Genomic DNA, 18,283 nt, shown 5'->3' on the forward strand with positions numbered 1-18,283 from the left:
GTAGAACAACACTTACACTTTGTCCGTCAGGCTGATTACTATTACGCCATGCAAAAAGGTGGTATTGTCGCCTCTGGTTTCACCACAGAACTGAGTCAGGATGTGATTCAAAAGTTTTTAGCTGTTTAATTTGTTTAATTTTGATTAAGTATTTTACCGTAAAGTCAAATCCTCACTACTAACCCACATTCCGCACTTCGTTTTGTAATCGACAAAAACTACAGGAATTAAGGAGAAAACTATGACACATCCATCTATGATATTAACTAATAATTTTTATGCAGAAGATTATAATTTATGGATTGAAAAAACCGCTTCTTTATTAAAGAATAAGCAGTTTTCAGAATTAGAATTAGAAAATTTAATTGAAGAAGTTGAAAGTATGGGAAGAAGTGAAAAAAATGCTTTAAAAAGTAATTTACGAGTTTTAATTATGCACTTGCTTAAATACAATTTTCAACCTCAAAACAGGTCAAATAGTTGGTTGTATACAATATATGAACATCGTCAAAGATTACAAGATGCGTTTTTAGATAGTCCTAGTTTAAAAGGCTATTATTTAGAAGTTTTGGATAATTGTTATCACCACGCTCGTAAAGAAGCAGCGATTGAAACTGGACTTCCTTTATCTATTTTTCCTGAAGATAATCCTTTTTCCTCTGATGAAATTTTAGATGCTGATTTTTTTCCAGTTTAATCATAATTTCTGTTGTTAAACGATACCTACGGTAAGCTATGCGATCGCACTTCCTCAACCTCCAAAACAGCGAACCGACCAGTCAGCACTTGCGTGATCGCTAAGTTGGATTTACTTGGATTTACTGAGAAATTTTTTATAATTTCTGATATGATATTTATATTTATTCCAACAAATTGTCCATGAAAATAAATGGTAATCGTGATTTACCTACTGGTACACTCAGAAGTATTTTGAAAGATGCTGGTTTGACTGAGGAAGATTTAGATTAATTTTGTTGATCGCACCTCCTCAAGTTCCCAAACATTCTTTTTTATAGATAAATTTATGCTACTATCAAAGATAGTGAAGAACAAATATTTTTATGTTAAATTTAGACAGAATTACATTTGATAGACAAATTATGGCAGGACAAGCTTGTATTCGAGGAATGAGAATACCTGTTTCTTTAGTGGTAAATTTAGTAGCTAATGGTAAACCGATAGAGGAAATTTTAGAAGAATATCCTGATTTAGAAGCTGAAGATATTCGTCAATCTTTACTTTATGCAGCTTGGTTAACTCAAGAAAAAGTTTATTCTATTAGAACTGCGTAGTAATCATATTTTTATTAAGAATTAAAATGAATTTTACTAAGTTCTTGATATACTGATAATATACCAAAATAATAAAATCTAGGATTTTATGATTAACAATCACCAATCCATTACAGATAAATCATCAACGAAACCCCGCAATGATTTATTACTAGAAATTGAACATACTCCAGAAGAATACATACCAGAATTACTACAAATTGTCCGGTTATTTCGTCAAAGTGTGACGATGAAACAGACATCTTTAAAGAACTGGGAAAATGCTATTAATGAAATTAATGAAAGTGATGCAATTAAAAAAGAAGATAGAAAAAATAATATTAAAAGATTGTTTGAGTCATGGAATGAATCAGATGATCAACAAGAACAACAAGAAAATTTAGAAATTATTGAATCTATGAATAGTATTTCAATTTAAAATAAAATGAGTAAGGTTATTGTTTTAGATTCTGCACCTGTGGGATTAATTACTAATCCTAAAGCAAATCCTCTAGCTGTGCAATGTCAAGAATGGTTTTATAGTCTTTTTGAAAGAGGTTATGAGGTAATTTTACCAGAAATTATAGATTATGAAATTAGACGGGAATTATTGAGGGCAAATAAGTTATCAGGAATTAGAAAACTGAATCAAATAAAAGCAGAAATTATTTATCTTCCTATTACCACAGAAGTGATGTTAAAAGCAGCAGAATTATGGGCTGAAGCGAGAAATAAAGGTAAATCTACAGCAGATAATAAAGCTTTGGATGGTGATGTTATTTTAGCTGCCCAATCTATTTTAGTTGCTAATTATGGACATGAGGTAATTATTGCCACGAGTAATAAAAAGCATCTTTCTATTTTTATTGATGCTAGGGAATGGGGAGAAATTTAAAATGTGCGATCGCACTCCCTCCAACCTCACCAAAAGCGATACCTTCGGTAAGCTTCGCTAACGCACCCCTTCAACTTCCCAAAAAGCGATACCTTCGGTAAGCTTCGCTAACGCACTCCCTTCAACCTCCCCAAAAGCGATACCTTCGGTAAGCTTCGCTAACGCACCTCCTCAACTTCTAAATATCCCTTTTTTATCTCACGCAGAGACGCAGAGAACGCAGAGAGTTTCGCGCAAAGTCGCAAAGGAGCAAAGACGCAAAGGATCGCACTTTTACCCAGTATCCTTTTTTAACGAACCACGTTCACCGAAGGTGTTCCCGAAGGGTAGACGCGAAGAACACGAAGGAAGAAGAGAAGAAAGAGCGAATTTTACATTTTCCAGTCAAGTATCCCTTTTTGCCATTAAAATATGTAATACTATTAGGAAATTTATTAAATGTAACAAAATTAGAAAATGAATCAACAAGATAATATTAAATTTGCTATATATATTGATGAATCTGGTAGTGCAAAACCAAATCCTAAAGATGAATGTCCTGTTTTTGCTATGAGTGGAGTTTTAATTAAAAGAAGTGATGAACAAATTATTAATCAATTGGTACTAGATTTTAAAAATCGTTGGAATATTAGTCAAGAACAACCTTTACATGGTAACGAAATACGCTCTAAGAAAAAAGGATTTGCTTGGTTAGGTAAATTATCTAAGGTTGAACAGCAGCAATTTTTGGAAGATTTGACACAAACTATAATTAGTTGTCCTATAGTTGTTCATGCTTGTGTTATCTCTCGTCAAGGATATCTCAATCGTTACTTAGAAAAGTATGGTGAAAATACTTGGGAAATGATGAAAAGTGCCTTTTCTATTTTAATAGAACGTAGTGCTAAATATGCAGCTATTAATAATGGTAGTTTAATGGTTTATTTTGAAGCAGCAGGTAAAAATGAAGATAATCTGCTAAAACAATATTTTTACGATTTAAGAGCTAAAGGTCAACCTTTTAATGTTACAACATCTGATAAATATTCACCTTTATCTGCTGATGATTTATCAAAATTGTTAAGAGGAATAGACAGCAAAACAAAAGCTAGTTCTGTTATGCAAATTGCTGATTTATGTTTGTATCCAGTTGTGCGTAGTAAAGATAGTCCTGATAATCAAGCGTTTTTAGCTCTTAAAAATGCTAACTTGCTTGTGGACTGTAGGTTACAACAGGATCAAGTTACTACTTTGGGAATTAAGTATTATTGCTTTGATAGCCCCTAAAAACAACAAAACCGCTACGCGAGCGGTTTATGATGCGGCAGTCATACGACTACCCCCAGGCTATGCCTACCTTTATATTATCTTCTGATTTATTAATTGTCAATATCTGATTGAGGTTTTTATTGTTTTGGTAAAGCGATACCTTCGGTAAGCTTCGCTAACGCACCCCTCAAACCTCACTAAAAGCGATACCTTCGGTAAGCTATCTCTTTGAGACGCTATGCGAACGCTAACGCCTGAGTATATGATATAATTGTACTATTAAGATTAATGAGTGTTCACTCAATATTATCAAAAAAACAATGCCAGCAAAAGATATTTACCACGATGCTGTTAAAAACGCTTTAATTAAAGATGGTTGGACAATTACGGCTGATCCTTATAAAATCAAGTATAAAGATGCTGAATTGTTCGCTGATCTATCCGCAGAAAAACCGATTGCAGCAGAACAAAGTGGACGGAAAATAATTGTTGAAATTAAGAGTTTTCTTAGTCCTTCTCCCATGAGAGATTTTGAAATAGCTTTAGGGCAATATATTTTATATCGTAATTTAATTACTCTCACAGAACCAGACTATACAATTTATTTGGCTATTAAAGAAAGTACATATCAAAACTTTTTTACAAGAGATTCAATTAAAGAGATTGTCCAATTAAATCAAATTTTGATCATTGTCGTGAATGTAGAAAAGGAGGAAATATTACAATGGATAAAGTAGAAAAATATCAAATAGCAATTAAACAAGTTCTCACAGAATATCATAATTGGGTTTCTGGTGCAACAAATTTAACTGATGAAAGTTGTTTGGTTTTTGATGATAATAACTATCACTACATTTGGTGTTTTTTGGGTTGGGATGGGAAGAAAAGAACAAATAAAATTCAAGTTAATGTCAGAATTAAAAATGATAAAATTTGGATTGAAGAAGATTGGACTGAGGAAGGAATAGCTAATGAGTTGATGAGGTTAGGTATTTCTAATCTTGATATTGTTTTAGCTTTTCATCCTCCTGATGAAAGGAAATATACTGAATTTGCTATTGCTTAAATATTATAGCGATCGCCTACAATAACCTATGCGATCGCACCTCTCAACCTCACCAAAAGCGATACCTTCGGTAAGCTTCGCTAACGCACCCCCTTCAACTTTCCAAACAGCGATACATTACGGAACGACTTGAAAAATACCAAATTGACGAAAATGATAATCAAATGAAAATGCTTGGATAATATCTAACTTTTCCATGATAACTACAAAAAAGCTGCCAAGTTAGGCGAATATCTTCTTCTGTTAAATAATATATAGTTGCTAATTTACCTGAGAAGAAAGCTTCACCTAAAATAATTGCTCTTTTTGCTTCTCCTCTTGCTCTTAATAAAGTTAATGTTTCATCAATTACATAATCAGTTGTTACTAAAGAATCTGTATTATTAGTTAACCATAAAATAGCGTTTTTATGGTTGGAATCTGAAGGAACAACACTAGCAAACCAAGCACCCATATCTACAAAAATCATAAACTATTGACAATATAAAACTTGATCGTGATCTTTACCATCAAAAGGATCTGTTTTCCCCTCTAAAGGAAGTTCAGCAATCTCTTGCAAAATTTCTAATGTTTTTTTCTGTTGATAATTAGATTCTAGAGGAATGATAATTACTTGTACTTTACTTCCTTCTGCTAGTTTTATCGGTTGTGATAGTCTTAATGTTCCTTGTTCATAAATGGCTTCTACTGGCATATAATTTATCTTGGAATTTGATTATTTAAATTATAGCACTATCTCCTAAATCCCATCATCCTCAAACAGCGATGCTTTTGCTTGGTGCTTCGCTATCGCATCCCCTCAAACCACCCAAAAGCGATACCTTCGGTAAGCTATCTCTACGAGACGCTACGCGAACGCTAACGCACTCCTTCAACTCCCCCAAACATCTATTTTTTAAGCCACTACTTCTATTACTCAACTTATGATATAATAAACAAAATATTAGTTAAAAACAAAGTTAGATAAATTAATATGGAAACGCAAGCAATTCTTCAATCTTTACCAAATCTCAGTATCAATGAAAGGTTACAAATTGCTGAATTTGCTTTACATTTAGTTAATCAACAACAAGAATTTTTAACAAAGGAACAACAAAAACGTCAATTAGTGTTAGCAGCAATTACAGCTATTGAAGATTATGCAAATGATGGTGAATTAGTTGTTTTCTCTGATTTAGATGGAGAAGATTTTTATGAATATCCAGATGAAGATTAAAATAAGTTATTAAAATTATGTATAGAGGTGAAGTTTGGTTAGTTAATTTAGATCCCACTGTAGGAACAGAAATTAGTAAAAAACGTCCTTGTATTATAGTTAATGATGATGCAATTGGGATTTTACCTTTGAAGGTTATTGTTCCAGTTACAGATTGGAAAGAACGGTATTCTATTAGACCTTGGATGGTAAAATTAGAACCATCAACTGAGAATAGTTTGGCAAAAGTTTCTGGTGTTGATACTTTTCAAATTCGTTCGGTTTCGGAAACACGATTAATAAGAAAATTAGGCCAGCTTTCTCAATCGGAAATGCAGATGATTTCTGAAGCATTAGCTGTGGTATTAAGTCTTTCTCTGTAAAATTGCGATCGCACCTCTTCAACCTCACCAAAAGCGATACCTTCGGTAAGCTATCTCTACGAGACGCTACGCGAACGCTAACGCACCCCTTCAACTTCCCAAAAAGTGATCGCCTCCCCTCAACTTCCCAAACAGCGATACCTTCGGTAAGCTATCTCTACGAGACGCTACGCGAACGCTAACGCACTCCCTCCAACTTCCCAAACAGCGATACCTTCGGTAAGCTTCGCTAACGCACCCCCTTCAACTTCCCCAAAAGCGATACCTTCGGTGTTTAAATCTGATATACTTTTAATAGATCAAGTTAATCATAAGTTTTACTTGATATTAATTAACTAGAATCTAAGAATATGAAACAATATAAAACTATACAGCTACAATTGAAACCAGAAATAGAAGATCGTCTGATTACCCAAGCTAATAAACAAGGTTTATCAATTGAATCTTATCTTGAATCTTTAATTGAAGATAGTTTGAAAAATCAAGAGGAAAAATCTTTTTCTCAAGTAACAAATGAGGAAGATTGGGAAACAGCACTAATGAATTTAATCAATAGTCCTGCTTTTGCTGTAGCACCACCACTTTCAGATGCAGCTATTAGTCGAGATAGTATTTATACCAGAGAAGATAACTTATTATAAAATATAATGAAATATCTGGTAGATACTAATATTTTACTGCGGTTAGTACAAAAAAATAGTCCTATGCACCTTGATACTCAAAGGGCAATTGTAACGCTCAAAAAGCAAGGTAATTTTTTATGTATTATTCCCCAAAATATAATTGAATTTTGGGCTGTTGCTATAAGACCTCTGGATAAAAATGGGTTAGGTTTATCTATCACTCAAGCTGAAGAAGAAAGCGAAAAACTTAAAAAGATATTTATATTGGAATTGGACACACCACAAATTTTTACTGAGTGGGAATCTCTTGTGATTAAATATCAAGTGATGGGAAAACAGGTACATGATGCTCGTTTAGTAGCGGCTATGGTAGCTCATAATATTACACATTTATTGACATTTAATGTTGATGATTTTAAGCGGTTTTCGGATATTGTAGTTGTTGATCCACGTAGTGTTGTTTAATTATATTGAAAGAGCGATCGCACCCCCTCAACTCCCAAACAGCGATACCTTCGGTAAGCTAACGCTAACGCATCCCTTCAACTTCCAAACAGCGATCGCACCTCTCAACCTCACCAAAAGCGATACCTTCGGTAAGCTTCGCTAACGCACTCCTTCAACTTCCCAACATCTCTTTTTAAACGAACCGCAGAGACGCAGAGAACGCAGAGGATAGATCATTTTCGCCAACATCCTTTTTTAACGAACCACGAAGAAGCGAAGAACACGAAGGAAGAGGAGAAGAGAGAGCGATATTTGGAAGTTTCAGATATAGCATACTTATAGGTGAGTAACTACTGCTTTTTTAACAAATACCTGGACAAAAATACCACTATTGCTTATAGTAATAACCTGTACTGTTTATGAGAATAAGGAAATAATTTTGACTACGTTTGCCAGTTACAAAACAACAGCATCTAAGTGGATTACTATATTTGATTCACCGTTCTATCCAGATTACTTAGATGAGGCTAAAATACTTTATGAAAAAGTACAAGTATGCTTTATAGAACTTGTTGATAAAGCACAAACGTCTACAGAATTACTGGAGATGATCTCTAAAGAACGTAATCCTTTACGAAATCAATTACTTAGAGTTTTTCGTAGATACGTCTCTCCAGATACATCTGTAGAAATGACTAAAAAGAAAGGCGATATACCTAATACTATCAGAAACTTTAGTGATAAATTTCGTCCGATAGAGGAAGTTAAACAAAAGTTGCACAGTCGTCCCATACCTGATGAAACTCTCATGGCACTTCTTCTTGAATACAAGACAAAAGGAAAAAAAGGGTATGATTTAACAGAAAGTTTTTTCTTATGGTTTAACGAAAAATTTAGCAAAGATTATTCTATTAAAGGACCGATTCGTGGGGGGAAAGATGTCATGTTACATAAGGCTTTGAATAACTTTCCATCTCAAATTCCTGCGGATATGTTAATCTCTCGCTTAGATGGGACTCCATTAGTAGTTGGATTTGCTCGTTATGACTCCGACAGAGGAGGTTCTCAAGAAGATGATAGAATAGGAGGAAATCGAGATAAAATCACAGAAATTTTGGGTTATGCTAAAACATACAATTTGCCATTAAAAGTATTGATGCTGAATGATGGTCCTGGATTACTTCTAGGTTCTATGTGGAATGATTACGCTAATTTAGAACAATATGGACAAAGTAGAGTAATGGTTTGTACTTTGAAAATGTTAGACGAGAGATTTACACAAAGCTGGTTAGATAGTTAAGTTTACTATTCCAATTTTTGATGATTTGACCAGAAATTAACTCTAAACTTGCTGATTCTTCAATATACAAGTCCAAACCTGTTTTTAAAATTCTATTAACGTCAATTAAGTTTATTTGTTTATATTTACAATTACCATTTTTGCCATTAACAAAATCACCCATTGCTTCACTACCATTAACTAAACGTTTAATTATAGTATCAATAGATAATGGAGAATTATCAATGCCTATCCATTTTCTACCTAATTCTTCAGATACAGCTAGAGTAGTTCCACTTCCTGCAAAAGCATCTAAAACAATATCTCCCGGATTTGATGAAGCCATAATTATCCGTTTCATCATCTCTGGATTTTTCTCCGTTGGATAACCAGTAATTTTAATATTTTGATTGTGAGCGTCTTTAAAATCAAGCCAAATATCTTGAATGGAAATACCCTGACTATTATCTAAATATACTTTTCTTCTAGGATTACCATTTGCAGACCAATATATTTCTCCCCTTGCGTCCATTTCATCTAATGTTTCTGGTGTATATTGCCAATGTTTACCCGGTGGTGGTGACATACCCCTCCAAGGTTGACCTGTTGCTCCTTTTCTTACTCCTGGAGCATGAATAGGAACTTTTTTATATAGTCTTCCTGTTCCTTCTTCCACATATTGATATTCTTTTTTAATAGAGTCTTCTGTCCAAGCGTCAAAAGGTTGATTCCATACATAATTATCTGTTTTTGTATAAAAAAGAATAAAATCGGCAACATTACCATATTGTTTGCGTGTATAGTTTTTAGGATTGCATTTTTTTCTAGTAATCCAATTCCGAAAATTTTTAACTCCAAAAATTTCATCCATGATAATTTTGACAGTACAAGCCATTTTTTCATCTAAATGAACATAAATAGAACCTTCTTCTGAGAGAATTTCTCTAATTAAAATAAGACGTTGACGCAAATATTCTAAATATTCTGCACCTTCGATGAGATCATGATAAGCATGATTGCTATTACGAGACTCAAAACTGCTACCTGTTGCATAAGGTGGATCAATATATACTAAGTTAACTTTTCCGGCAACATTATCATTATTTAATAATGTGCGAAGAACGTTTAAATTATCGCCATATACTAGTTGATTTCTAGGATATCCCTCAACGCTAATTATATGATTTAAGTTAGCCGGCTGAATTTTTAATATATCTTCTATAGGCATTTTTCCTTCATATTCAATTCGGAAAGATGTTGTATTTTGTTTATGATTACGCCCATTTCTACTAGGTATCCCTGTTGCCATTGTGATTAATATCTTCCTCTAATGGATTTTTAACTTCTTTTTCTGCTAGAAACTTATTTAAATCTTGTTGCCTAATACGCCAAATTTTTAACCCGACTTTTACAGCTTTCAGTTGATTTGTTTTTATCCATCTTTGTACAGTTCTTTGGTGAACGCGAAGAAGTTCCGCTACTTCGAGAGTTGTTAAAAATGAATTGTCATTTTCATGATTATTATTATCTTGTCGCATTTGTCGCTAATTTCGCTATAGTCGCAATTGTACCACTAATATTAGTATTTTTGCAAGTGTGATCTTATTGGCGCGGAAGAAACTATAAAAAAACTTGCCCCAGAAGCATCAAACCTCCAAGGCAAGCAAGTTTTTTAAATTCTTCTCTTCGTGTTCTTCGTGTCTTCGTGGTTCGTTTCTCTTAAAGTTGCTTCACCTCACTAACCAACTTAGCCACCATATCCTTAGCACTACCAAACAACATAGTCGTCTTATCCTTATAAAACAACTCATTATCCACACCAGCAAAACCCGCACTCATACCGCGCTTAATCACAATAGTTTGCTTTGCCCGATCAACTTCTAAAATCGGCATTCCATAGATCGGACTATTCGCATCACTACGCGCCGCAGGATTTACCACATCATTAGCACCAATCACTAACGCTACATCAGCTTGTTCAAACTGAGGATTAATGTCTTCCATATCATATAACTGCGTATAGGGTACATTAGCTTCCGCCAATAATACGTTCATGTGTCCCGGCATTCTCCCCGCAACGGGATGTATCGCATATTTCACATCCACACCCATGCGTTCTAGTTGATCTGCCAACTCCCGGACGCTATGCTGTGCTTGAGCAACTGCCATCCCATAACCTGGTACAATCACCACAGAACGGGCATAACCTAACATCATCGCCCCTTCTTCAGGATCTATACTGCGAACAGTTTGATTACTTGTACCCGCAGCACCTCCACCACTGGCAGTAGTTACAGAACCAAAAGCACTAAATAACACACTGAATAACGACCGGTTCATGGCCTTACACATAATTTCTGTAAGGATGATACCCGAAGCACCCACCAAAGCACCGGCGATGATTAACATATTGTTCATCACCACAAATCCCGCAGCCGCAGCAGCAACACCTGATAAAGAGTTTAACAACGAAATCACCACCGGCATATCACCGCCACCAATGGGTAATACAAACATCACCCCTAACACCAAGGAAACCGCTACCACTGCTAAAAACACGGGTAAACTATCCGGTGAGATGATTAAATAAGCACTTCCAGCCAAGTATGTACCTAAAAGCAAGAGGTTAACAGGTTGCTGCAAAGGAAAGGTAATAGGAGTACCACTAACCAAACCTTGCAACTTAGCAAAAGCCAGAAAACTACCCGTAAACGTCACACCACCGATCAACACATCCAATAACATAGATATATTGATATCGAGGGGGATAGGTTGAGAAGCATCTAACAACCGCCAAAATTCGGCAACTGCTACCAGTGCGGAAGATGCACCACCCAAACCATTGAGTAAACCAACCATTTGGGGCATTTCCGTCATTTGCACTTTGTAAGCTGCCACAGCCCCAATAATAGAACCAATGACTAAACCCACTAAGATCATCTCGTAATTTAATACGTGCTGATCTAATAAAGTGGCAACCACAGCTAATAACATTCCCACCGCAGCAATCACATTACCATTGCGTGCAGTTGCCGGAGAACCGAGCTTTTTTAAACCAAAGATAAATAAAGATGCAGCTACTAAATAAGTTAGCTGAATCCCAGTAGGGATAAAAGTATTCATGCTTTAACATCCTTCTTTTTAAACATTTGCAGCATTCTGTCTGTAACCAAAAAACCACCGACAACGTTAACCATTGCCAATATCACCGCAATTAAACCGAGAATTACTGATAAATTGGTGTTTCTTTCCCCCGCAGCGAGAATTGCACCTATTACCGAAATGCCAGAGATAGCATTAGAACCCGACATCAAAGGAGTGTGAAGAGTCGGGGGAACTTTGTTAATGACTTCAAAGCCGATAAAAGAAGCCAAAACAAGCACAAATAAAGCCGCTAGTAAAGTTTCATTCATGTTATTTAAGATGTTAAATTGTTAGCTCACGCAGAGACGCAGAGGCGCAGAGAGAATTTAGAGAACAAACGGAAAATCTCTCTCTAACACTCTTTCCTACCCTTCGGGAATACCTTCGGTGAACGTGTACTTTGCGTTCTTTGCGGTTCGTTCCTAAAAAATCCTCAAAACTAAACCACAACAGCTTGCAAAGCATCCTTCACCCGTTGATTTCTAATTTCACCACCATAAGTAACACAAGCAGCATCAACAATATCATCGGCAAAATTAACCTGTAACGTTTTATCTTTAATCAATAACTGCATTAATGCAGTAATATTTTTAGAGTACAATTGACTAGCGTGTACAGGCATGGATGAAGGTAAATTAATTGGTCCAATAATTGTTACACCGTTCCAAACAATATCCTTACCCGGTGCGGTACAAGCACAGTTTCCACCCTGTTCTGCTGCTAAGTCTACTATTACAGAACCGGGTTTCATGGCTTTTACCATCTCTTCTGTAACTAGGATGGGTGCTTTTCTGCCTGGTACTTGGGCGGTGGTAATGACTACATCGGAATTTTTGACGTGTTCAGCAACTAATTCTTGGGTGCGTTTTTTGCTGTCTTCCGATATTTCCTTTGCGTAACCACCTGCTGCTGTAGTTTCTTCTTCGAGTTTAACTTCGACGAATTTCGCCCCTAAGCTTTGTACTTCTTCTTTGACGGCTGGACGAATATCAAAGGCTTCTACTACTGCTCCTAGTCTTCTTGCAGTGGCGATCGCCTGTAAACCTGCTACACCTGCACCCATAATAAATACTTTAGCAGGGGCAATAGTACCGGCAGCAGTGGTTAACATCGGAAAATATTTTGGTAATGCTGCTGCTGCCAAAAGTACGGTTTTATACCCTGCTAGTGATGCTTGGGAAGATAAAGCATCCATGCTTTGCGCTCTGGTAGTACGGGGGATTAATTCCATACTTAAAGCTGTAATTTGCCGTTGTGCTAATTTTTGCGCTATTTGGGGATTTCCTAATGGGTTGAGAAAGCTGATTAAAACAGATCCAGTTTTGAGTAAGTCTATTTCAGAACGTCCATCTTCTCTTTCTTGGGGTGGACTGACTTTTAACATTATGTCTGCTTCACCCCATAATGTAGCAGGATCACTAATTATTTTCGCTCCTGCTGCTTCATAGTCAGCGTCAGTAAAAAATGCTTTTTCTCCCGCACCAGTTTCTACATAAATTTCTAATCCTTGTTTGATTAATTTGGCTACAATGTCAGGAATTAATGATACCCGACGTTCACAAACTTCTATTTCTTTAGCTACTGCTATTTTCATGCAATCTCCTAGAGATAAATACTTAATATTTGTTAGCTATTTTTAGCTATTTATTGATGTACGTCTTTAATAAACTGATACAACTAATGCAACATGAACCATGAACTTTGTCTTGAACCCTTGTGTAAAGCATTTTTGCTATTGGCAAATATGATCTAGATGGTTCTCAACTGTTGTGGTTACTGCACATCTTATGTGCATTTTTTGATGTTATATCTATGTCTTCAGATTATTTTCGGGATTGTGCAATTTAATTTCTACTTTCTGCCATACTTAAATTGGGTAAGTTTGATATTTTCTACTTAACTGCACGATTTTGTCAGGATTCAGAATATACAAAGGTTGAGTCTCAACAATTGATTGATTGTAATTTAAGGAGCGATCGGCAAAAACTTTTTTCAACTTTTATCAAAAAAATGTTATTTTACTCAACATCTCTATACAATCTGCAACACAAACAAAGAAAAACTTTACACCCCACATCCCACACCATAGGATTAAGCCTTATTTTTGCCTGATTGTCACATCTTCAGAGTAAAAATGTACTTTTGGCACTTTTATGTTCATTTTTCGTCTATGATTAAGTATAAAGTAGTAAAGTTTAGTTAAGAATACTAACAAGACTGTTACTGAAGATTACAGAGAACTCAGAAATAATATTTATTTAGAGGAAGCCTAACTATGCGACGTTTACTTTCTGCTTTAGCTGTAACTGGTTGTTTATTAACGACTTTTCCGGCTGTCAGTTTGGCACAACAAGGTTTTACACTATTTAGCGGTGTTAAGGGAGAAAATCAACTACCCTTCCTTTTAGATTTTGGTGGACAAACCAACGCCACGGATAGATATATACTCAGACTACCCGCCACAAAAATGAAATTGGCAGTTGCCCAATTTGCCATTACTTACCCTGATTATTACAAAGGCAGTTTTGATCCAAAAGCAGTTGAAGTCAGAGTCAAAGAAAAAGGTGTTCCTTTAAGTGAAGTTAAATGGAATAAAGAAGGACGGATAATAGAGATATTTCCCGAAGAACCAGTACCAGCAGGTAGTAAAGTTGAGTTAGTGCTATCCAACGTGCAAAATCCTGCCTTTGGGGGAATGTTCCATTTTAACTGTCAAGTCCTCTCCCCTGGAGATGTACCAATGTTGCGCTACTTAGGTACTTGGCTCATCAGCATCAATTAACAAGGGAACAGGTAACAGGTAACAGGTAACAGGTAACAGGTAACAGGTAGCAAATTATTTGTATTTTCCCAATCACCAGTCCCCAATCACCAGTCACCAATCACTAGAAACTGTATCCAGAAATATACTCTTATTGCCTGTAAAGTGGTAAGATAACAGATTGTGACTTTTTATGAAAATCGCCTAAGAGGACAAAGAAATGCAAAGAACATTGGGTGGAACTTGTCGGAAGAGAAAGAGAACCTCTGGTTTTCGTGCTAGAATGCAAAGCCCAACTGGCAGAAGAGTAATTAGAGCCAGAAGAAAAAAAGGTCGTCATCGTTTAAGCGTTTAGGCATCCAGCAAATAGAGAAGCTGTGGCTTTGCCCAAAGCATATAGATTAAAATCCCGCAAGGATTTCCAGGCGGTTTTCCGGGAAGGAATTCGGTGTCATAGCTCTCATTTCACTTTGAGAGCTTTAAAACCGTCACGTCCACAAGAAACTTCTAGTGATAATGACGCTGCTACCATAAAATTAACTAAATGTCAAGATTTAGCTAGTACAAAAATTGGCGTTTCCATTAGCACCAAAGTCAGTAAAAGAGCAGTAGTTCGCAATCGGATTAAACGGCAAATTACAGCCGCATTGTCTCAAATATTGCCTAAGTTATCACCTGGATGGCGATTGGTAGTGATTGTCAAGCCAAAGACAGCAGAATCTGAGTGCGTAAGCCAACAATTTCTGCAAGAATTAGAGCAGTTGTTGGTAAAAGCAGAGGTAATAAATGGGTATTCGTGAAGAAGTTTATTATGAAGGTGGTCCCCATATTGGAGATTTGATTCTCAATTTATTGATTGGGCTAACGGTTGTGGGTTTACCATTAACTATTGGAGCGATAGTTAGAGCGTTATGGTTACGTTTTAAAATCACTGATCGGCGAGTTGCTGTGATGGGTGGTTGGATGGGACGCGATCGCACTGACGTAATTTATTCAGAAATAGTCAAAGTGGTAAAAGTTCCCCGTGCCATAGGTTTATGGGGAGACATGGTACTTACCCTGAAAAACGGTAGTCGGTTAGAAATACGGGCTATTCCCAATTTTCGGGAAACTTATGATTATATAAGTGAGAAAGTCGCCGCTAAAAATCCCCAATATACTGCTGCTCAAAAGTAGGCAGGAGGCAGGAGGCAGGAGTCAGGAGTCAGGAGTCAGGAGTCAGGATAAAGAAGGTAAATATTTCTTCCCAGTCCCCAGTCCCCAGTCACCAATCCCCAGTCCCCAGTCCCCATTGTGCGGCTATCCGTAGCCAATGATAGTCGCTAATAAATCACGATTTAGATAAATTAGATTCAGTTCAGTTTACAGTACCTTGGGTTGGATTTAGAATAATGGATTTTGGTATCGGGTTTCTCTCGAACAACGTAATGCTGCCAATCATAGACTTTTTCTATGGTTTTTTTCCTAGCTATGGATTGGCGATCGTTGCTTTAACATTAATCATTCGGTTTGCACTCTATCCCCTGAGTGCAGGTTCTATTCGCAGTATGCGCCGAATGCGAATAGTGCAACCTCTCATGCAAAAGCGGATGGCGGAAGTTAAAGAACGCTATAAAGACGATCCGCAAAAGCAGCAAGAGGAAATGGTGAATGTTCAGAAAGAGTTTGGCAACCCCTTAGCTGGATGTTTGCCCCTGCTGTTACAGATGCCAGTTTTACTAGCACTGTTTGCAACTTTGCGGGGTTCACCATTTGCAGGTGTGAACTACTCCGTTAACTTGCAAATCTTTCCATCCGAACAAATAGAACGCATTCAACCCCAAGCCTTTGCAACTCCTCCCCAAAACATCTACATTGCTGATGGGGATCACACAAAAATTACCGCTATTCTTCCCGGTGGTAATAAGTTAGCGGTGGGAGAAAACACAAAGATCCAATATCAAACATTGGAGGGCAAACCCTTTGAGGCTCTGTTAGCAGAACATCCAGAAACTAAATTAACTCCTGAATGGAAAATAACCAAAGGAGAAGATAGAGTTAAAATTGATGCCGAAGGCAACATAGAAGCCTTACAACCTGGAGATGTGACAATACAAGGCACAATTCCCGGACTGGCAGCAGATAAAGGATTTCTGTTTATTGATGCTTTAGGTAGGGTAGGGGCAATAGATCCAGATGGTGTAGTTCACTGGGATATTGTCGGCATGATAGTCTTCTTTGGCATCAGCTTGTACTTTAGCCAAATGCTGTCTGGGCAAAATTCCAGTGGTGGTAATCCACAACAGGATACAGTTAATAAAATTACACCTGTGATCTTTTCGGGAATGTTTTTGTTCTTCCCGCTACCTGCTGGTGTACTCATGTACATGGTAATTGGTAACGTTTTCCAAACCCTGCAAACCTACATTCTTTCCCGCGAACCTCTACCAGAGGAACTGCAAAAAATTGTAGCTATCCAGGAAAAGGAACAACAAGCGGCAACTGTAGAGGTTAAAGCTTTGCCCTTTGAACCAAAAAGTTCTAAGAAAAAGGCTACAGGCTAATTATGAGTGAAATTTCTATGCAGCGTGGTGAACAATGGTTAACACAATTGCTGCAACTTACTGGAATCTCTACTAATGTTAAGGGTAATTTAGGGGCTGCTCCTACTCTGGGGGCAGTTTCTCAAGAACCTGATAGCTATTGGTTGACTATTGATGAATCGAATTTGATGCCAGAACAAATCAAAGTTTTGATTGGTGCTGGTGGTTCAGTGTTAGATGCTATGCAGTATCTAGCTAATTCGGTACTAAATTTGCATCAGCCAGAACATGAGCAGACATCTTATACCATTGAGTTGAATGGCTACCGTGTCAGACGACAAGCGGAAATAACTGCTTTAGCTAGAACTGCGGCTCAAGAAGTGCGTTTTTCTGGACGAGAAGTGGAAATTAGATCCCTCAGTTCAGCGGAAAGGCGACAAGTTCACAGCTTTTTAAAGGAATTTCCTGATTTGGAAACCTTTAGCCGTGGTAAAGAACCCCATCGTAATTTAGTAGTTCGTCCTGCGACTGAACCACCAACAGATCCTGGCTATTAAAGCTAAAATCAAAGATAAGTATTCAGCTATCAGCAGTCAGCAGTCAGCTTTTTAAAGCTTGCGCCTAAACTCCCTATTTTGATAATCTACCAATTTATCAAACATTCTTACTCCTGAACGGCAGTTGCTTTATGCCGGGGAACTCGTCCACCGCACTGCCTCCTCCTGACTCCTGAATTCCTATATCAGCTATCAGCAATTTTGCTGATCATTAACCATAATTTTTTGTGAGGATATCTCACTCATCATAATGGACGCTATTTTTATTCCGCAGCTAACCAAAGCCCCGGAACGGACAGAGGAAATTCAAGTTAACGAGTCTCTGCCTGGACTGGAAACTTTAACCCCTGTGCGTGGAACTATCCGCGTCCAGCATCAGGGTAATTATTTAGAAGTTTCTGGTCAGGCAGAATCAATTATTACTTGTACCTGTAACCGCTGTTTGCAGCAATATAATCAACGTTTGGCTGTTAATACTAAAGAAATTATTTGGTTAGATGCTAATGCTAATCAAGTTGAAGACTTGCCTTTAGAAAGGGAAGTTGCTATGGAAGATTTAGTAGAAACGCTTTCACCTGATGGTTATTTTTATCCTAGTGAATGGCTGTATGAGCAAATGTGTTTAGCTATTCCTCAACGTCAATTGTGCGATCGCAATTGTCCGGGTATTTTAGATAATACTGCTGCTGGTGGTGCTGAAAAGCAGGTTGATAGACGTTGGTCTGCTTTGGAAAGTTTGAAAAAACAACTTCCTGAATAATGGTCTATATAGGGGTTGCTGAGAAAGTCTTTCCGTGAGGGCATAGGAGTCAGGAGTCAGGAGTCAGGAGTCAGGAGGAGATTTGAAAATTTCTTTGCCATCTCTTGAAATCCCAAAAAATGCACACTTTTT

At 36.9% G+C, this 18,283-nt stretch carries 29 protein-coding genes and 1 pseudogene; 23 read left to right on the top strand and 7 right to left on the bottom strand.

All coding sequences use genetic code 11. The annotated features are described in order from the left end of the window. The 9 genes and pseudogenes from FFR48_RS30405 to FFR48_RS15375 form a co-directional block, all read left to right on the top strand. Nucleotides 1-129: pseudogene (locus FFR48_RS30405) on the top strand (ABC transporter ATP-binding protein); the annotation flags it as partial. Between the two features lie 112 nt (nt 130-241). Then, complete coding sequence (locus tag FFR48_RS15345; protein WP_137667956.1) at nt 242-697, top strand: DUF29 domain-containing protein; 456 nt, start codon at nt 242-244, stop codon at nt 695-697. Nucleotides 698-879: 182 nt separating this feature from the next. Beyond that, a complete protein-coding gene (locus FFR48_RS30135) occupies nt 880-969 on the top strand; it encodes a type II toxin-antitoxin system HicA family toxin (protein WP_268932442.1) in 90 nt (29 codons plus the stop codon). 92 nt (nt 970-1,061) lie between these two features. After that, a complete protein-coding gene (locus FFR48_RS15350) occupies nt 1,062-1,292 on the top strand; it encodes a DUF433 domain-containing protein (RefSeq protein WP_137667957.1) in 231 nt (76 codons plus the stop codon). A gap of 88 nt (nt 1,293-1,380) precedes the next feature. After that, on the top strand, nt 1,381-1,710 hold the full coding sequence (locus FFR48_RS15355; RefSeq protein WP_137667958.1) for a hypothetical protein: 330 nt from the start codon (nt 1,381-1,383) through the stop codon (nt 1,708-1,710). Nucleotides 1,711-1,716: 6 nt separating this feature from the next. Then, complete coding sequence (locus FFR48_RS15360) at nt 1,717-2,166, top strand: type II toxin-antitoxin system VapC family toxin (protein WP_137667959.1); 450 nt, start codon at nt 1,717-1,719, stop codon at nt 2,164-2,166. A 456-nt stretch (nt 2,167-2,622) separates the two neighbouring features. Next, complete coding sequence (locus tag FFR48_RS15365; protein WP_137667960.1) at nt 2,623-3,432, top strand: DUF3800 domain-containing protein; 810 nt, start codon at nt 2,623-2,625, stop codon at nt 3,430-3,432. A 302-nt stretch (nt 3,433-3,734) separates the two neighbouring features. Then, nucleotides 3,735-4,151, top strand: coding sequence for a XisH family protein (locus FFR48_RS15370; protein WP_137667961.1), 417 nt, complete (start codon nt 3,735-3,737; stop codon nt 4,149-4,151). Beyond that, on the top strand, nt 4,139-4,480 hold the full coding sequence (locus tag FFR48_RS15375) for a XisI protein (protein WP_137667962.1): 342 nt from the start codon (nt 4,139-4,141) through the stop codon (nt 4,478-4,480). Before FFR48_RS15370 ends, FFR48_RS15375 begins: the two co-directional genes overlap by 13 nt. Before the next feature lie 160 nt (nt 4,481-4,640). Here the strand turns inward: FFR48_RS15375 and FFR48_RS29005 are convergent, their stop codons facing one another. Both FFR48_RS29005 and FFR48_RS15385 read right to left on the bottom strand, forming a co-directional pair. Further along, a complete protein-coding gene (locus FFR48_RS29005; protein WP_199291105.1) occupies nt 4,641-4,949 on the bottom strand; it encodes a type II toxin-antitoxin system VapC family toxin in 309 nt (102 codons plus the stop codon). 3 nt (nt 4,950-4,952) lie between these two features. Further along, nucleotides 4,953-5,174, bottom strand: coding sequence for an antitoxin family protein (locus FFR48_RS15385; protein WP_096668005.1), 222 nt, complete (start codon nt 5,172-5,174; stop codon nt 4,953-4,955). Nucleotides 5,175-5,453: 279 nt separating this feature from the next. Here FFR48_RS15385 and FFR48_RS15390 point away from each other — a divergent pair, with 279 nt between their 5' ends. The 6 genes from FFR48_RS15390 (at nt 5,454) to FFR48_RS15415 (ending at nt 8,428) form a co-directional block, all read left to right on the top strand. Continuing rightward, a complete protein-coding gene (locus tag FFR48_RS15390; protein WP_137667963.1) occupies nt 5,454-5,696 on the top strand; it encodes a hypothetical protein in 243 nt (80 codons plus the stop codon). Nucleotides 5,697-5,713: 17 nt separating this feature from the next. Next, nucleotides 5,714-6,058: a type II toxin-antitoxin system PemK/MazF family toxin gene (locus FFR48_RS15395; RefSeq protein ID WP_137667964.1), complete on the top strand. Its 345-nt coding sequence runs from the start codon at nt 5,714-5,716 to the stop codon at nt 6,056-6,058. A 350-nt stretch (nt 6,059-6,408) separates the two neighbouring features. Further along, complete coding sequence (locus tag FFR48_RS15400) at nt 6,409-6,699, top strand: hypothetical protein (RefSeq protein ID WP_137667965.1); 291 nt, start codon at nt 6,409-6,411, stop codon at nt 6,697-6,699. 6 nt (nt 6,700-6,705) lie between these two features. After that, nucleotides 6,706-7,146 (top strand): type II toxin-antitoxin system VapC family toxin, encoded by a 441-nt coding sequence (locus tag FFR48_RS15405; protein WP_137667966.1) that lies wholly within the window; start codon nt 6,706-6,708, stop codon nt 7,144-7,146. Continuing rightward, on the top strand, nt 7,136-7,291 hold the full coding sequence (locus FFR48_RS15410) for a hypothetical protein (protein ID WP_162501895.1): 156 nt from the start codon (nt 7,136-7,138) through the stop codon (nt 7,289-7,291). Before FFR48_RS15405 ends, FFR48_RS15410 begins: the two co-directional genes overlap by 11 nt. A 276-nt stretch (nt 7,292-7,567) precedes the next feature. Next, a complete protein-coding gene (locus FFR48_RS15415; RefSeq protein WP_190648641.1) occupies nt 7,568-8,428 on the top strand; it encodes a hypothetical protein in 861 nt (286 codons plus the stop codon). Here the strand turns inward: FFR48_RS15415 and FFR48_RS15420 are convergent. The 5 genes from FFR48_RS15420 to FFR48_RS15440 all read right to left on the bottom strand — a co-directional run bounded on the left by FFR48_RS15420 (nt 8,403) and on the right by FFR48_RS15440 (nt 13,145). Beyond that, a complete protein-coding gene (locus FFR48_RS15420) occupies nt 8,403-9,716 on the bottom strand; it encodes a site-specific DNA-methyltransferase (RefSeq protein ID WP_137667967.1) in 1,314 nt (437 codons plus the stop codon). The two genes, FFR48_RS15415 and FFR48_RS15420, sit on opposite strands and share 26 nt — an antisense overlap. Continuing rightward, nucleotides 9,697-9,945, bottom strand: coding sequence for a helix-turn-helix domain-containing protein (locus FFR48_RS15425; RefSeq protein WP_137667968.1), 249 nt, complete (start codon nt 9,943-9,945; stop codon nt 9,697-9,699). The genes FFR48_RS15420 and FFR48_RS15425 overlap by 20 nt, the downstream gene beginning before the upstream one ends. Before the next feature lie 181 nt (nt 9,946-10,126). Beyond that, nucleotides 10,127-11,530, bottom strand: a complete 1,404-nt coding sequence (locus tag FFR48_RS15430; protein WP_137667969.1) for an NAD(P)(+) transhydrogenase (Re/Si-specific) subunit beta — start codon at nt 11,528-11,530, stop codon at nt 10,127-10,129. Beyond that, complete coding sequence (locus FFR48_RS15435; RefSeq protein ID WP_096569218.1) at nt 11,527-11,820, bottom strand: NAD(P) transhydrogenase subunit alpha part 2; 294 nt, start codon at nt 11,818-11,820, stop codon at nt 11,527-11,529. The genes FFR48_RS15430 and FFR48_RS15435 overlap by 4 nt, the downstream gene beginning before the upstream one ends. Before the next feature lie 170 nt (nt 11,821-11,990). Next, nucleotides 11,991-13,145, bottom strand: a complete 1,155-nt coding sequence (locus FFR48_RS15440; protein WP_137667970.1) for a Re/Si-specific NAD(P)(+) transhydrogenase subunit alpha — start codon at nt 13,143-13,145, stop codon at nt 11,991-11,993. A gap of 681 nt (nt 13,146-13,826) precedes the next feature. On the opposite strand from FFR48_RS15440, the gene FFR48_RS15445 reads away from it, so the two are divergent. The 8 genes from FFR48_RS15445 to FFR48_RS15480 all read left to right on the top strand — a co-directional run bounded on the left by FFR48_RS15445 (nt 13,827) and on the right by FFR48_RS15480 (nt 18,151). Further along, complete coding sequence (locus tag FFR48_RS15445) at nt 13,827-14,333, top strand: DUF2808 domain-containing protein (protein ID WP_137667971.1); 507 nt, start codon at nt 13,827-13,829, stop codon at nt 14,331-14,333. Nucleotides 14,334-14,532: 199 nt separating this feature from the next. After that, on the top strand, nt 14,533-14,667 hold the full coding sequence (rpmH, locus tag FFR48_RS15450; protein WP_096569209.1) for a 50S ribosomal protein L34: 135 nt from the start codon (nt 14,533-14,535) through the stop codon (nt 14,665-14,667). A 22-nt stretch (nt 14,668-14,689) separates the two neighbouring features. After that, on the top strand, nt 14,690-15,112 hold the full coding sequence (gene rnpA, locus FFR48_RS15455; protein ID WP_137667972.1) for a ribonuclease P protein component: 423 nt from the start codon (nt 14,690-14,692) through the stop codon (nt 15,110-15,112). Continuing rightward, nucleotides 15,099-15,488 (top strand): PH domain-containing protein, encoded by a 390-nt coding sequence (locus tag FFR48_RS15460; protein WP_096569202.1) that lies wholly within the window; start codon nt 15,099-15,101, stop codon nt 15,486-15,488. The genes rnpA and FFR48_RS15460 overlap by 14 nt, the downstream gene beginning before the upstream one ends. Further along, nucleotides 15,439-15,621, top strand: a complete 183-nt coding sequence (locus tag FFR48_RS15465; protein ID WP_137667973.1) for a hypothetical protein — start codon at nt 15,439-15,441, stop codon at nt 15,619-15,621. Before FFR48_RS15460 ends, FFR48_RS15465 begins: the two co-directional genes overlap by 50 nt. A gap of 82 nt (nt 15,622-15,703) precedes the next feature. Beyond that, nucleotides 15,704-16,855, top strand: a complete 1,152-nt coding sequence (yidC, locus tag FFR48_RS15470) for a membrane protein insertase YidC (protein WP_096569200.1) — start codon at nt 15,704-15,706, stop codon at nt 16,853-16,855. Nucleotides 16,856-16,857: 2 nt separating this feature from the next. Further along, complete coding sequence (locus FFR48_RS15475; protein WP_190348358.1) at nt 16,858-17,391, top strand: Jag family protein; 534 nt, start codon at nt 16,858-16,860, stop codon at nt 17,389-17,391. A gap of 250 nt (nt 17,392-17,641) precedes the next feature. Beyond that, nucleotides 17,642-18,151: a YceD family protein gene (locus FFR48_RS15480; RefSeq protein WP_137667974.1), complete on the top strand. Its 510-nt coding sequence runs from the start codon at nt 17,642-17,644 to the stop codon at nt 18,149-18,151. Nucleotides 18,152-18,283: the final 132 nt, after the last annotated feature.

The organism is Sphaerospermopsis reniformis, assembly GCF_005402885.1.
Taxonomy (GTDB): Bacteria; Cyanobacteriota; Cyanobacteriia; order Cyanobacteriales; family Nostocaceae; genus Sphaerospermopsis; species Sphaerospermopsis kisseleviana.